This is a genomic window from Caenispirillum bisanense, assembly GCF_039523075.1.
Lineage (GTDB): Bacteria > Pseudomonadota > Alphaproteobacteria > Rhodospirillales > Rhodospirillaceae > Caenispirillum > Caenispirillum bisanense.
This window is the reverse complement of record NZ_BAAAEP010000001.1, coordinates 183285-198222: the sequence shown is the minus strand read 5'-3', so window position 1 is coordinate 198222 and position 14938 is coordinate 183285. Positions and strand designations below refer to the sequence as shown.

Here is a 14938-nt window from a genome sequence, read left to right as displayed (position 1 = left end):
GCGCGGCCCGTCGCGGTCCGGTCAAGAAGACCCGTCCCGCCCCTTCTTCTCGAAGAAGGTGTAGGACAGCGTGATGGTGCGCACGTCGCGGGCGTGGGGATCATCAAGGATGGCCGGATCGACGTAGAACGTCACCGGCATCTCGATGGACTCGCCCGGCTCCAGGCGCTGTTCGGTGAAACAGAAGCACTCGATCTTGCTGAAGTACTGGGCCGCCTTGGCGGGAGTGACGTTGAAGGTGGCGGTGCCGACGATGGCCCGGTCCGACCTGTTCTGCGCCCGGTAGGCGACCAGCGTGTCCTGGCCGAGCGGCACGGTGATGTCCTTCTGCAGCGGCTCGAACCGCCACGGCATGCGGCCGTTGAGGGAGGCGTCGAAGCGCACCGTCACCGGGTGCCCCTCCATCACCGAAACGCCGGAGGCATCGCTCACCACCATGGGCGTGCCGCCGTAGCCGGTGACCTGGCAGAACAGGCGGTAGAGCGGCACCGAGGCGAAGGCCAGCCCGACCATGCCGACGGCGACGCCGGCGAAGATCAGCCCGACGCGGGCGTTGCTGCGGCTGCGGGCCGGGGGATGATCGGGCATGGCCTGGGCCTCCTGCTTCTTCCGTCGGGCGGGGCGCACCCCGCCGGTGGCTGGCTACTCCGCCGCGCGGCCGGGGATGACCGGCGGCTCGTCGAAGGCGTGGACCGGCGGCGGCGAGCTGAGGGTCCATTCCAGCGTCGTCGCGCCCTCGCCCCACGGGTTGGACGCCGCCCGCTCGCCGGCATAGAGCGTGCGCCAGATCACGAAGCAGAAGAACAACGCCGCAAAGCCGCCGATGAACGCGCCGACGGTGGAAATCTGGTTCCAGCCGGTGAAGGCGTCGGGGTAATCGGGGATGCGGCGGGGCATGCCGGCCACACCCGCGAAGTGCTGCGGGAAGAAGGTCAGGTTGACGCCGATGAAGGTGAGCCAGAAGTGGATCTTGCCCAGCGTCTCCGGGTACTGGCGGCCCGACATCTTGCCGATCCAGTAGTAGAAGCCGGCGAACATGGCGAACAGCGCGCCGAGCGACAGCACGTAGTGGAAGTGGGCCACCACGTAATAGGTGTCGTGCAGCACGATGTCGACGCCGGCATTGGCCAGCACCACGCCGGTGACGCCGCCGATGGTGAACAGGAACACGAAGCCCACCGCGAACAGCATGGGCGTCTTGAACTCGATGGAGCCGCCCCACATGGTGGCGATCCACGAGAACACCTTGATGCCCGTCGGCACGGCGATCAGCATGGTCGCCATGATGAAGTAGGCGCGGGTATCGACGCTCATGCCCACCGTGTACATGTGGTGCGCCCACACCGCGAAGCCGATGCCGCCGATGGCCACCATCGCCCACACCATGCCGAGGTAGCCGAACACCGGCTTGCGCGAGAAGGTGGAGATGACATGGCTGACGATGCCGAAGGCCGGCAGGATCATGATGTAGACTTCGGGGTGGCCGAAGAACCAGAACAGATGCTGGTACAGCAGCGGGTCGCCACCGCCGGAGGGGTCGAAGAAGGTGGTGCCGAAGTTGCGGTCGGTCAGCAGCATGGTCAGCGCGCCGGCCAGCACCGGCACCGCCATCAGCAGCAGGAACGCCGTGACGAACATGGACCATGCGAACAGCGGCATGCGGAACATGGTCATGCCCGGCGCCCGCATGTTGATGATGGTCACCAGGAAGTTGATGGCGCCCAGGATGGACGACACGCCGGCGATGTGCAGCGCCAGGATCGCCAGGTCGACGGCGGCATCGCCGTGCGACAGGGTATCCGACAGCGGCGGGTAGAGCGTCCAGCCGGTGCCCGGCCCGATGCCGGTGTAGATCGCCGCCATCAGCAGCAGGAAGGCCGGCGGCAGCAGCCAGAAGCTGATGTTGTTCATGCGCGGGAAGGCCATGTCGGGCGCGCCGATCATCAGCGGCACGAACCAGTTGCCGAACCCGCCGATCAGCCCCGGCATGACCACGAAGAAGATCATCACCAGCCCGTGGGCGGTGACATAGACATTGTAGAGTTGGTTGTCGCCGCCCAGCACCTGCAGGCCGGGCTCGTACAGCTCGGCCCGGATCACCAGCGACATGTAGCCGCCGATCAGCCCCGCCACCACAGCGAAGACGATATACATCGTCCCGATGTCCTTGTGGTTGGTGGAGAACACCCACCGCTTCCAGCCGGTGGGTGCGTGGTCGTCATGGCCGTGGGCGTGCGCGTCGTTGGCCGTTCCCTGATACATGGTCCAGTCCCCTGTCCAGCCGTTTCTTATCGCTCGGCGAGTTCGGTGGCGCGGCCGCTGCCCGGGATGATGCCCTGGGCGGCCTGCGTCTCGCTCATCCAGGCGTCGAACTCCTCCTGCGGGACGGCGCGGATGGCCGCCGGCATGAAGGCGTGGTTGACGCCGCACAGTTCCGAGCACTGGCCGTAGTACAGGCCCGGCTGCTCGATGCGCACCCAGGTCTCGTTCAGGCGGCCGGGGATGGCGTCGGTCTTCAGGCCGAGCGCCGGCATGGCGAAGCTGTGGATGACATCGTCGGACGTGACGATGATGCGGATATTGGCCTGGACCGGCAGCACGATCACGTTGTCCACTGCCAGCAGGCGCGGCTCGCCGTCTTCCAGGTCCTCGTCGCCTTTCATGAAGCTGTCGATGGCGACGTCGTCATGGTCCGGGTACTCGAAGGACCAGTACCACTGGTGCCCGATGACCTTGAGGGTCATGTCCGCCTCTTCCGTGCGGTCCATGAAGTAGAGCAGCCGGAACGACGGGATGGCGATGGTGACCAGGATCAGCACCGGCACCGCCGTCCAGGCAATTTCCAGCAGCGTGTGGTGGCTGGTGCGCGACGGCACCGGGTTGCGCCGGTGGTTGTAGCGCAGGACGCACCAGCCCAGCAGCGCCGTGACCAGCACCACGATGGCGATCATCACCAGGGTGATGTAGTTGTGCAGGCCGTAGATGCGCTCCATGGTCGGCGACGCCGGAGACTGCATGTTCATCTGCCATGGTTCCGGCTGGCCGGCGAGTGCGGCTCCGCCGGCAACTGCCACGGCCGTGGCGGCAAGGGCGGCAGCGCAGACGTTACGCGGCCGCAGCAAGTGCAATGACATGTCCTGGCCTCCCTTGGCTGGACGGTGCCGTGGTGCCTGGGGTCTTTCCGGGTGACCAATGGAGCCCTGAAACGGCGACCAGTCCCTGCGAACGCTTGTTTGTTTTCTTGCACCTGACCTGAGTATGGGGGATTCGCAGCAGCAGGAGCAAGCCCCTTCCTGAGTAACTTGAAGGGTTTTTAAGCGCGGTCAGGCCACACGAGAAGTAGAGGCTTTGCCTTTGCTGCAGCGCATTCAGCCCCGCCCTGACCGGCTATTTTCCGACTTTTGCGGAAAGTTTCTCGACGCGATGGCGGCAGCCAGAAACGAAAGTGGCGGGACTGTCGCCCGCCACTCGTTGGAAGTAATCCTGATGAAGACCGTCAGGCTGACGGGATGCACCGGAAGCGCGAATACCAGTCGCTGCCGATGCGGAAGCGGCTGTCGAGCACCGCCGTGCGGCCATAGCCGGCGCAGTAGAACGACGCGCTCTGGCGGACCGACTCAAACCCGGTGCGGGCGAAGTAGCCGACCGATTCGCCGAAGGTGACCAGGAAGGGGGGCGGAGGCGGCGGCACGTCGGGCAGCACCGGCTCCGGCACCAGGGCGACCGGCGGCGGCGGGGCCGGCTGCACCGGCGCCTGCACCACCGGCGGCGGCGCCGGGCGCACGACCGGATCGGCGAATTCCGGCGGCATGCCGTCGGCCAGGGCCGCCCCTGCCGAAAGAACCAGCACCGCGGCCGCCGCGGCGGCGCCCATCCCTCTGATAGCCATGACCATAATCCCCCGAGACTCCGTGGCGGCATGGTGCCACAGGCGGTCCGCCGGGGTCAAAGGCTGGTCGCCCTGGCGAGGGTGATGGCGGATGCCGGTCAGTACTCGCGGTCAGGCCGGTCGGAATGGTCGCCCAGGCGCATCACCCCGACCGCCATGGCCAGCGCCCCGAAGGTGCCGCAGATGGAGCCCACCAGCAGGTAGAGCCCCTTCCCCATGTGGTCGGACCCCATCAGCAGGGTGCGCATGTTGGCGATGTCCAGGTAGATGATGGCGGCGCAGAACACCAGGCCGGCGATCACGCCGGCGGCGCAATGCTGCAGCAGGAAGCGCACCAGGGTGGTGTCGTGGGTGGCTTTCATGACGGGGCGGCCCCTTGCATCCCGCGCGCCGCGGTTCGGCGCTCCTGCCGTATACGAACTGAAGGTGCCGTCGGATGCCGCCAAACGCAAGAGGCGGCACCAGGGTGCCGCCTCCATGCGAGGTAGGATCTGCCGCCTGTCCGGCGCGACCGTCACGCGGTCTCCACGAACCGGTCGAAGGTGTCCTTGATGTCCAGTTCCACCTGATCGCGGATGCTCTCCATGACCCGCGCCATTCCATCCCAGTCGCCCTCCTCCATGCACTTCTTGTAGGCGTTCCGGAGCGCGCTGCTGAGGTTCAGTTCCGACTTGCTGCCGACGGCGATGTAGGTGTCGTAGACCGCCGTGGCGTTCTTTTCCGTCACCTTCACGCCCTTGCTGCGCACCAGGAACTCCAGGTTCTCCGTCGAGAATTCCTTCTCGCAGAAGGCCTGGAACTCGCGCGCCAGCTCCCGGTCCTTCAGGGCGTCGCGGTAGCTGTTCAGCTTGTCGAACTTCTTGTACCGCTCCATCTTCTCCTCGAAGAAGCGGGTGTCGATGGAGCGGGTGGCGACCAGCAGGCGCTCCGCCGCCTTGCTGATGTCCTGCGCCGCCTTGGTGGCGCTGCTCGGGATCAGCTTGTTCTTCTTGAAGGCGGCGGCGGTCTTGTCGGTGGTCGCCATGACGCCCTGCAGGGCCTTGCGCAGCGGCTCGATGCTGCGCTTGTACTCGCCCTGGGCGACCTTCCAGGCGCCCTCGATGTCGGAGCGCGCCTTGTTCTTCAGCTTGCTGGTGTCGAACACGCCCCACTTCACCGCCTGCCACGCCTTCTCGCAGGCGTTGAGGGATTCGCCGACGCCGGTCTTGCCGGCCAGCTTGGCGAACGGGCCCTTCTTCTTCTGCCAGTCCTTGTTGGTCAGGATGGCGGGATAGGACAGCAGGATATCTGGCACACTCATCGACGAACACTCTCCCCCATGCTGCGGCCCCCACGGGCCGGCCTGTCATGCTGGAGGAACCCCCGCTACCTCCTTGCAACGGCCGGAGTATTGCACCGGAAGCGGTACCAGGCAGCCGAAAAATCCCCGCCCTTAGGCCATACGACCATAGGAGAAGGTGCTGGCTCGCGCTCTGCGGCGAAGACACAAGAAAGCCCCGGAAGCGGCGATGCTTCCGGGGCTTTTCTTTGGTGAGCCCGACAGGATTCGAACCTGTGACCCGCTGATTAAAAGTCAGCTGCTCTACCAACTGAGCTACGGGCCCCCGGTTGGGGAGGCGGCAGACTAGGGAAAGGGGGCGGGGCGGTCAAGCCTGAAGAACCGCCGCCACCCCTTTTTCCGTCAGACGCTTACGACGCTCATTCCTTGGCGTCGGCGGCGACCTTCATGGTCAGGATGCGGTCGGGGTAGCTGACCATGCCGTTCGGGCCCGAGCCCTTCTTGATGGCGTCCACGTGTTCCATGCCTTCGACCACGCGACCCCAGATGGTGTACTGGCCGTCCAGGTGCGAGGCCGGCTCGAACACGATGAAGAACTGGCTGTCGGCGCTGTTCGGGCTCGCGGCGCGGGCCATGGAGACGGTGCCGCGGACGTGCTTCTCCTTGGAGAACTCGGCGTCCAGCTTCTTGCCGGAGCCGCCGGTGCCGGTGCCGGTCGGGTCGCCGCCCTGGGCCATGAAGCCGGGGATGACGCGGTGGAACGGCGTGCCGTCGTAGAAGCCTTCGCGCACCAGTTCCTTGATGCGGGCGACATGGTTGGGCGCCAGGTCCGGGCGCAGTTCAATGACCACGCGACCCGACTGAAGGTCCATGTAAAGGGTGTTTTCGGGATCCTGGGCCTGGGCGGCCTGCGACGCGGTCATGACGAGAAAGACTCCGATCAGTGCGGTCAGAATGCGGTTCAGCATGGTGCGTTTCCTCCGCCCGGCCGGCCGGCGCGCGGCCGCCGGGCGCACGGGGTCATATGGGGTGTTGCGGTCCGGCCGTCAGGGGGTGGAGCCCTGCGCCCGTTCCTCGGCAAAGCGCGTGTGCAGCGCCTCGCGCACCAGTTCGGGCACGAAGGTGGTGATGTCACCCCCCAGCCGGCCGATCTCCTTCACGAAGCGGGAGGAGATGAACTGGCAGCGTTCCGACGCCATCAGGAACACGGTGTCGATGCGCGGGTTCACGCGGGCGTTCATGCCGGCCATCTGGAACTCGTACTCGAAGTCCGAGACGGCCCGCAGGCCACGGATGATGGTGGACGCACCGCATTCCGCCGCGAAGTGCATGAGCAGGTGGGAAAACGGCCGCACCTCGATGACGCAGCCGTTGGGCCCGCCCAGGGCGGCCACCGCCCGCTCGGTCAGGGCCACCCGTTCCTCCAGCGAGAACAGCGGCCCCTTGCCGGCATTGACGGCGACGCCGATGATCAGGCGGTCGACCAGCCGGGTGGCGCGGGTGATGATGTCGAGGTGGCCGTTGGTGATGGGGTCGAAGGTGCCGGGGTAGACACCCACCCGCTGCGCGTTGTCCGCCATCAGCCCTGCTCCCCCTGCTCGCCGGCATCGCCCGCCGGCGGCGTCTCGATCACCGGGTCGACGGCATCCGCCTCGGCATCCAGGGCGGCGGCCTCGTCTTCCTCGCTGCCGTCCAGCGGCAGGTGGGCCACCGACACCACCGTCTCGTCCGCCGCCGTGCGGAACAGGGTCACGCCCTGGGTCGAACGGCCGGCGATGCGGATGTCGTGGACGCCCATGCGGATGATCTGGCCGGCGTTGGAAATCATCATCACCTGGTCGGTGCCCGCCACCGGGAAGGAGGCGACGACCATGCCGTTGCGCTCGCCGGTGTCGATGTTGGTGATGCCCTGGCCGCCGCGCCCGGTGATGCGGTACTCGAAGGCCGAGGTGCGCTTGCCGTAGCCGTTCTCGGTGATGGAGAGGATGAACTCTTCCGCCGCCGCGAAGGTGTCGTAATCGTCACGCGACAGGCCGGCATCGGCCAGCAGCTGGTCGAGCGACACCTCGGGCGCCGCCGCCGCCTCCACCGTCTCGCCGGGAGCCTGGGCGGAGCGGCGCAGGGCGCCGGCCACCCGCAGGTAGGCGTCGCGCTGCTCGATGGCGAAGTCCACGTGGCGCAGGATGGACAAGGACACCACCCGGTCGCCCTCGGCCAGCCGGATGCCGCGCACGCCCATGGAGGTGCGGCCGGCAAAGACGCGCACCTCGCTGACCGGGAAGCGGATGCACTTGCCGCCGTGGGCGGCCAGCAGCACGTCATGATCGTTGGTGCAGGTGGCGACGCCGACCAGGCACTCGCCCTCCTCCAGCTTCATGGCGATCTTGCCGTTGGACTTGATGTTGGTGAAGTCCGACAGGCTGTTGCGGCGCACCGTGCCCGAGCTGGTGGCGAACATGACGTTCAGGTCGCCCCAGGTGGCCTCGTCCTCCGGCAGCGGCATGACGGTGGAGATGGCCTCCCCCTCCGACAGCGGCAGCAGGTTCACCATGGCCTTGCCGCGGCTCTGCGGGTTGCCGAGCGGCAGGCGCCACACCTTCATCTGGTAGACCATGCCGGTGGAGCTGAAGAACAGCACCGGCTGGTGGGTATTGGCGATGAAGACGCGAGTGACCACGTCCTCCTCGCGCGTCGCCATGCCGGCCCGGCCCTTGCCGCCGCGCCGCTGCGAGCGGTAGGTGGTCAGCGGCACGCGCTTGATGTAGCCGGACTGGGTGACGGTGACGACCATGTCCTCGCGCTGGATCAGGTCCTCGATGTCGGCTTCGAACTCGCTGACCTCGATGGTGGTCCGGCGCGGCGTCGCGTACTCGGTGCGCATCTCGACCAGCTCGGTGCGCATGATCTCGTACAGCTTCTCGCGCGAGCGCAGGATCGACAGGTATTCCTCGATCTCCTTGCCGATGTCGCGCAGTTCGCCGTGGATCTTCTCGCGCTCCAGGCCGGTCAGGCGCTGCAGGCGCAGTTCCAGGATGGCGCGGGCCTGGGCCTCCGACAGGCGGTACTTGCCGTCGATGACCTGATGCGAGGGATCGGCGATCAGTTCCACCAACGGCGCCACGTCGCCGGCCGGCCAGTCGCGGGCCATCAGCTGCTCGCGCGCCACGTTGGCGTCGGGGGCGGCGCGGATCAGCTCGATCACCGGGTCGATGTTCTCGACGGCGATGGCGAGGCCGACCAGCGTATGCGCCCGCTCGCGCGCCTTGCGCAGCAGATAGACGGTGCGGCGGCGGATGACCTCCTCGCGGAAGGCGATGAACGCCCGCAGGATGTCGACGATGCGCATCATCTCCGGCTTGCCGCCGTTGATGGCCAGCATGTTGACGCCGAAGCTGGTCTGCAGCTGGGAGAACTTGTACAGCTGGTTGAGCACGACGTCGGCCTGATGGTCGCGCCGCACCTCGATCACCACCCGCACGCCGGAGCGGTCGGACTCGTCGCGGATGTCGGAGATGCCTTCGATGCGCTTGTCGCGCACCAGTTCGGCGATCTTCTCCTGCATCGTCGCCTTGTTCACCTGATAGGGGATCTCGGTGACGACGATGGCCTCGCGGCCCTTGGCCATTTCCTCGATGTGGCAGCGCGCCCGCATGACCACCGAGCCGCGGCCGGTGGTGTAGGCGCTGCGGATGCCGGACCGGCCGAGGATGGTGCCGCCGGTGGGGAAGTCGGGGCCCGGCACCATCTCCAGGATTTCGTCCTCGGTGACGTCCGGGTTGTCGATCATGGCGCACAGCGCGTCGATCACCTCGCCCAGGTTATGGGGCGGGATGTTCGTCGCCATGCCGACGGCGATGCCGCCGGCACCGTTGACCAGCAGGTTCGGAAAGCGCGCCGGCAGCACCATCGGCTCCCACGAGCTTTCGTCGTAGTTGGCCTGAAAGTCGACGGTTTCCTTGTCGATGTCGTCCAGCAGCGAATGGGCCGACTTGGCCAGACGCGCTTCGGTGTAGCGCATGGCCGCCGGAGCGTCGCCGTCCATCGATCCGAAGTTGCCCTGCCCGTCGATCAGCGGCAGCCGCATGGACCACGGCTGCGCCATGCGAACCATGGCGTCGTAGATCGCGCTGTCGCCGTGCGGGTGATACTTACCCATCACGTCACCGACGATGCGCGCCGACTTCTTGTAGGGCTTGTTGTACTCGTACCCGCTTTCCTTCATGGCGTAGAGGATGCGCCGGTGCACGGGCTTGAGCCCGTCACGCACATCGGGAAGGGCGCGGGACACGATCACGCTCATGGCGTAATCGAGGTACGAGCGCTTCATCTCGTCCTCGATGGCGACCGGCGTGACGTCGAACTCTTTCGGAGTGGACGGGGGAGAAGTGGTCAATGCAATGGCCTGGGTCGGTTTCGATGAGGCCCCGTCGAAGGACCGGAACGGCACCGGACGGGGAGCAGGCGCGACGGCAGCTTTACAACACCATCGGGAGCCCGGAAACCTAGCAAATCAAGCAGGATGCGGCAACGCTTCCGTGCCCTGGCGGCGCCACTCGCCCGCCGGGGCGGCTTATTCCGCCAGGGTGGCGACGGCTGTGGCGGCATCGGGCAGCGGCGGCGGCAGCTCCACATGGAAGGTCGCCCCCGCCCCGGCGGCGGAGTCGATCCAGATGCGGCCGCCGTGGCGGTCGACGATGCGGCGGCAGACCGCCAGGCCGATGCCGGTGCCCTCGTACTCGGCGGCGGCGTGCAGGCGGCGGAAGATCTGGAACACCTGCTCGAAGTGCTGCGGGTCGATGCCGATGCCGTTGTCGGACACGCTGAGGCAGACCCGGCCGTCGGGCAGCCGCTGGCCTTCCACCCGCACCTGCGGCGGCCGTTCCGGGTGGCGGTACTTCAGCGCGTTGCCCAGCAGGTTCTGCAGCAGCCGCACGATCTGGCCACGGTCGCCGGTGACCGCCGGCAGGCTGTCGGCGATGACGATGTCGGCGCCGGCCTCGCTGGCGGTGATGCGCAGGTTGTCGAGCGCCTCCGCCGCCGCCTCGGTCAGCGGGAAGGCGGTGAAGGCACCGCCACGGGTGCCGACGCGGGAGTATTCCAGCAGGTCGCGGATCAGCCGCGACATGCGCGCCGCGCCGTTCACCGCCGTATGGGCATAGGCGAGCCCCTGCGGCGTCAGCCGGTCGCCCTCGCGCCGCAGCAGCAGGGTCAGGTACGACGACACCATGCGCAGCGGTTCCTGCAGGTCGTGGCTGGCGATGTAGGCGAACTGCTCCAGGTCGCGGTTGGAATCGGCCAGCGCCCGCGTCTTCTGGCGCAGCGCCGTTTCCGCCTGCTTGCGGGCGGTGATGTCCGCATGGACGCCGATGATGCGGCGGGCGCGGCCATCGTCGTCGCGATCCACCGCCCGGCCGCGGTCGGCGATCCAGGTGATGCTGCCGTCCGCCCGGCATAGGCGGTACTCGGCGGCGTAGGCGTCGCTGCGGCCGGCGACGTGATCCTCCAGCGCCGCCGTCACCGCCGCCACGTCGTCCGGGTGGATGCGGGCGCGGAACTCGGCCATGGTGGACAGCGGAGGGCCGGTTCCAGCGTCCTCGCTGTCGCCGGGGCCGGCGCCCAGCATGGCGGCCAGACCGTCGCCGAAGACCGCCTCCTCCTGCTCCACCGTCCAGTCCCACAGGCTGAGGTTGCCGTTCTCCAGCGCCGCCGTCAGGCGGTGGCGGCTGAGCCGCAGGTCGGCCTCCGACGCCCGCCGCAGCCGTTCCATGCGGACGAAGGCGACCAGGAACAGCGCCACCACGGCCAGCAGCATGACGGCGGCCCCGGCGGCGAAGTGGCTGCGCAGGGTCCAGTCGGCCAGCACCACCGCCAGCGGCCGTTCCACCACGCCGACCAGCGGAAAGTCGCGCGACACGCTGCCGCCGACGATGACGTCGCCATCCACCGGCATGGCATCGCCGCCGGTCCAGCGGGCGTCGAGCAGCGGCCGCAGGTGAGCCGCCAGCGGGTCGGGCGCCCGCCCGGCCAGCAGCGACACCAGCCGCCCGTCGGGCAGCAGCAGGGCCACCGAGGCATCACGGCCGAGCGGCTGTTCCGCCAGCCAGTCGCGGATGCGGCTGACATCCACCACCGCCATGCCATAGCCCTGGAACGCCCGCCCGTCGTCCCAGCGGGCGCGGCTGAGCAGCAGCGTGTCCCCCAGCCCGACCGCCTCCCCCGGCGTCACCACCAGGTCGCGCCAGGCATCCCGGTGCAGGGCCAGCAACTCCTCCCGCAGCGAGGCCGGCAGCAGCGGCATGCGCCGGCTGGCGGCCACCGGCTCGCCCAGGTGGTCGAACACGCTCACCGCCCGCAGCCCCGGCATCAGTGTCGCCGTCAGGTCCAGTTCGGCGGTCACCGCCTGCGGGCGGCCTTCGTGCAGGAACAGGACCCGGTTAGCATCCACCGCTGCCTTGTCGCCCAGCAGCGCCAGCCCGGCCGCCTCGCTGGCGATCTGCCGCGCCAGGTGGTCGGCCGCCGCCGTGGCCAGGGCAAGGGCGGTCTGGCGCTCGCGATCCAGCACCATGGCCCCGGCCGCCATCAGCGCCACCACCAGCACCAGCGCAAGCCCCACCGCCACCCGGACAAGGCGGCGCGACGCCCGCCGCGAGTAGGTGATGGGGCCCGGCGACACCGGGCTACTCCAGGGCCGCGGCCACCGCCGCCACCAGGTCGGGATCAAGGCCGAGGGCGCCGACCATGGCGTCCTGACCGGCCAGCAGCGCCTCGCGGGTGGCGGCCAGCGCTTCCGCCGGCGGTTCGACGACCGTCACCCGGTTGGCCGCCAGGATCTTCAGCGCCGCCGCCTGGTCGGCCGCCGCCATGGTGCGCGCCTCCAGCACCAGCGCCTCCCACTCCGCCGTCATGGCCCCGCGCACGTCGGACGGCAGGCGCGTCCACAGCCGGCGCGAGACGATGGGAACGTACTGCGGGAAATACTGACGGTCGAGGTAGGCGCCGTCGATGCCGACGCTCCACAGGCTGGCGCTGACCACCGTCGCCGCCGTGGTCAGGGCGCCGTCCACCGCCCCGTCGGCCAGTGCCCGCGGCAGGTCCGGCCACGGGATGATGCGGCTTTCCGCGCCCAGCGCCCGGATGCGCAGCGCATTGCCCTCGCCGCCCGCGACGCGGATGCGCAGGCCGTCGAAATCCGCCGCCGAGGCGATCTGCCTGTTGCGGGTGAACACATGGGCCGGGCCGAGGTCGATCCAGCGGCCGAGCACATGGACGTCCATGGCCGCCTCCAGCCGGCGGGCGATGGCCTGCCCCACCGGCCCGTCGCGCAGGGCGTGGTTGGCGGCATCGTCGCGGCCGTAGAACATGGGCAGCAGGAAGATGGCGAAGTTGGGCTCGTAGCGGTCCAGGTGCCACAGGCCCGGCGCCGCCATGTCGACCCGCCCGGCGGCCACCGCTTCGGTGACGTCGCGGTCGTTGAACAGCTCCGCCCGGTCGTGCACTTCCACCCGCAGCCGGCCGTCCAGGCGAGCCGTCAGGCGCTCGGCGAACAGCCGCAGCACACGGGTCTGGACGTGTTCCGGGGTGTTTTCGGTGCTGAGGATCAGGGTGGGAGCCGGTACCGCCGGCCCGGCCGCCGCCGCGGGAGCAGGAGCGCCGCCCGCCGCCAGCGCCAGCACCATGGTTGCCACGCCGGCCAGCCGCCGCAGATGCCGCATCACCCTCTCCCCACCCGGACCACACTGCCGGCCAGGGTACGCCTTTTGGATGAGGCCGGCAACCGGGCGCCGAAAGGAAACAGGCGGCCCCACCGGCGGGGGCCGCCTGTCCTCGACGGATCAGAACGGAATTTCGTCATCAAGGTCGGAGGGCGACGGCGCATCCCAGCCGGAGCCCTGGCCGCCGCCGGAGCGGCCACCACCGCCGCCGCCCCGGCCGCCACCACCCTGGCCGCCGCCGCTGCCGCCGCCATAGCCGCCGCCGGACCCGCCGCCGTCGCCACCGCCGCCGCCGCCACCGCCGTAGCCGCCCTGGTCATAGCCGCCCTGGTCGTAGCCGCCGCCCTGGTCGTAACCGCCAGCGGCGCCGCCGCGGCCACCGCCACCGCCGCCCTGGCCGCTGCCGCCGAGCAGGGTCAGCTCGCCCTTGAAGGGCTGCAGCACCACTTCGGTCGAATAGCGGTCCTGGCCGTTCTGGTCCTGCCACTTGCGGGTCTGCAGCTGGCCTTCGATGTAGACCGACGACCCCTTGCGCAGGTAGCGCTCGGCGATGTCGGCCAGCGGCGGCGAGAAGATCACCACCCGGTGCCACTCGGTGCGCTCGCGCTTCTCGCCCGACTGGCGGTCCTTCCAGGTCTCCGAGGTCGCGATGTTGAGGTTCACGATCTTGTTGCCGTTCTGCATGGTCCGCACTTCGGGGTCGCGGCCCAGGTTGCCGACCAGGATGACCTTGTTGACGCTGCCTGCCATGGGGAAAACTCTCTGTGTGTGTCCGTCTTGGCCGGGGACTTTAACGCCTTCCCGCCGCCGGTGAAAGATGAATGGAAAAGGGCCCGGCGGTGTTGCCGCCGGGCCCTCCTCTCGTCCGATCGCTGTCAGCAGCGGATCAGTTGGAGGCCAGCTCCTTGTAGGTGCCGTTCTCCCACTTGTAGAACACGTAACCCGGCGAGGTCACGTCGCCCTTGTCGTCGAAGCCGAAGGTGCCGAGCACGGTGTCGAACTCGCCGTCGTTGAGGGCGGCGGTGACCTTTTCGAAGTCGGCGGAACCGGCCTTCTCGGCAGCAATCGCCCACGCCTGGATGGCGCCGTAGGTGTAGAGGGTGTAACCCTCGGGCTTGTAGCCGATGGCTTCGAAGGCCTCGACCACCGGCTTGGCGGTCGGGTTCTTGGCCGGGTCGGGCGAGAAGGTCATGAGGGTGCCGGCACCGGCTTCACCGGTGATCGACCAGAACTCGTCGGACACCAGGGCGTCGCCGGAGATCAGCTGGGTGTTCATGCCCTGCTCGCGCATCTGGCGCACGATCAGGCCGGCTTCGGTGTGATAGCCGCCGTAGTACAGAACTTCGACGCCGGCCTGCTTCAGCTTGGTCACCAGGGCCGAGTAGTCCTTTTCACCCGGGGTGACGGTTTCCGTCACGGTCGGGGTGATGCCCAGCGCCGCCAGCGCCTTCTGGGTCTCGTCCGCCAGGCCCTTGGAGTACGACTGCTTGTCGTGGACGATGGCGATCTTCTTGTCCTTGAAGTTGTTGGCGATGAACTCGCCGGCCACCAGGCCCTGCTGGTCGTCGCGGCCGCAGGTGCGGAACACACCCTTGAAGCCCTGCTCGGTCAGCTGCGGGTTGGTCGAGGCCGGGGAGATCTGGACGATGCCTTCCTCGTTGTAGACCGCCGAGGCGGGGATCGACGAGCCCGAGCAGAAGTGGCCGGCGACCAGCTTCACGCCCTTGTTGACGAACTGGTTGGCGACGGCCACGGCCTGCTTCGGATCGCAGGCGTCGTCGCCGATTTCCAGCACAAGCTTCTCACCCAGGACGCCGCCCTTGGCATTGATGTCCTTGACCGCCATTTCGGCGCCCATCTTCATCTGCTCGCCGAAGGTGGCGTAGGGGCCGGTCATCGGGCCGGCGGTGGCGATCACGATCTCGGCGTGGGCGCCGGTCGCGGCCAGGAGCGCGACGGCGCTGGCGGCGGCGGCGAGAGTGATCTTGAACTTCGACATGCTTGCTCTCCCTGGTTCGCAAGTGGGATCCCTGTTGTGACCCGCCGGCATTGATCCCG

Annotated in this window: 13 protein-coding genes and 1 tRNA gene; all 14 read right to left on the bottom strand. The window is 68.5% G+C overall.

Going from position 1 to position 14938, the window contains the following annotated elements; genetic code table 11:
- Positions 1–21: 21 nt before the first annotated feature.
- The 14 genes from ABD056_RS00930 to ABD056_RS00865 all read right to left on the bottom strand — a co-directional run bounded on the left by ABD056_RS00930 (position 22) and on the right by ABD056_RS00865 (position 14879).
- Positions 22–588 carry a cytochrome c oxidase assembly protein gene (locus ABD056_RS00930; RefSeq protein ID WP_343863505.1) on the bottom strand — a complete coding sequence of 189 codons (567 nt, stop codon included), beginning with the start codon at positions 586–588 and terminating at the stop codon, positions 22–24.
- 54 nt (positions 589–642) lie between these two features.
- Positions 643–2262 carry a cytochrome c oxidase subunit I gene (gene ctaD, locus ABD056_RS00925; RefSeq protein ID WP_343863503.1) on the bottom strand — a complete coding sequence of 540 codons (1620 nt, stop codon included), beginning with the start codon at positions 2260–2262 and terminating at the stop codon, positions 643–645.
- Positions 2263–2288: 26 nt separating this feature from the next.
- Positions 2289–3134: a cytochrome c oxidase subunit II gene (gene coxB / locus ABD056_RS00920; protein WP_343863502.1), complete on the bottom strand. Its 846-nt coding sequence runs from the start codon at positions 3132–3134 to the stop codon at positions 2289–2291.
- 362 nt (positions 3135–3496) lie between these two features.
- Positions 3497–3889, bottom strand: coding sequence for a hypothetical protein (locus ABD056_RS00915; RefSeq protein ID WP_343863499.1), 393 nt, complete (start codon positions 3887–3889; stop codon positions 3497–3499).
- Between the two features lie 98 nt (positions 3890–3987).
- Positions 3988–4251, bottom strand: a complete 264-nt coding sequence (locus ABD056_RS00910; protein ID WP_343863497.1) for a hypothetical protein — start codon at positions 4249–4251, stop codon at positions 3988–3990.
- Positions 4252–4403: 152 nt separating this feature from the next.
- Positions 4404–5189 (bottom strand): hypothetical protein, encoded by a 786-nt coding sequence (locus ABD056_RS00905; protein WP_343863495.1) that lies wholly within the window; start codon positions 5187–5189, stop codon positions 4404–4406.
- A 228-nt stretch (positions 5190–5417) separates the two neighbouring features.
- A tRNA-Lys gene (locus tag ABD056_RS00900) sits at positions 5418–5493 on the bottom strand.
- 94 nt (positions 5494–5587) lie between these two features.
- Positions 5588–6136 (bottom strand): peptidylprolyl isomerase, encoded by a 549-nt coding sequence (locus ABD056_RS00895; RefSeq protein ID WP_343863493.1) that lies wholly within the window; start codon positions 6134–6136, stop codon positions 5588–5590.
- A 78-nt stretch (positions 6137–6214) separates the two neighbouring features.
- Entirely contained in the window at positions 6215–6748 is a 534-nt protein-coding gene (coaD, locus tag ABD056_RS00890) for a pantetheine-phosphate adenylyltransferase (RefSeq protein WP_343863491.1), read from the bottom strand.
- A complete protein-coding gene (gene gyrA / locus ABD056_RS00885; RefSeq protein WP_425544994.1) occupies positions 6748–9495 on the bottom strand; it encodes a DNA gyrase subunit A in 2748 nt (915 codons plus the stop codon). The genes coaD and gyrA overlap by 1 nt, the downstream gene beginning before the upstream one ends.
- A 243-nt stretch (positions 9496–9738) precedes the next feature.
- Positions 9739–11841 carry a sensor histidine kinase gene (locus ABD056_RS00880; protein WP_343863487.1) on the bottom strand — a complete coding sequence of 701 codons (2103 nt, stop codon included), beginning with the start codon at positions 11839–11841 and terminating at the stop codon, positions 9739–9741.
- A 4-nt stretch (positions 11842–11845) separates the two neighbouring features.
- Complete coding sequence (gene dctP, locus ABD056_RS00875) at positions 11846–12880, bottom strand: TRAP transporter substrate-binding protein DctP (RefSeq protein WP_343863485.1); 1035 nt, start codon at positions 12878–12880, stop codon at positions 11846–11848.
- Between the two features lie 120 nt (positions 12881–13000).
- Positions 13001–13630, bottom strand: a complete 630-nt coding sequence (ssb, locus tag ABD056_RS00870) for a single-stranded DNA-binding protein (RefSeq protein ID WP_343863484.1) — start codon at positions 13628–13630, stop codon at positions 13001–13003.
- A gap of 136 nt (positions 13631–13766) precedes the next feature.
- Positions 13767–14879 carry a branched-chain amino acid ABC transporter substrate-binding protein gene (locus tag ABD056_RS00865; protein WP_343863482.1) on the bottom strand — a complete coding sequence of 371 codons (1113 nt, stop codon included), beginning with the start codon at positions 14877–14879 and terminating at the stop codon, positions 13767–13769.
- Between the last annotated feature and the right edge of the window lie 59 nt (positions 14880–14938).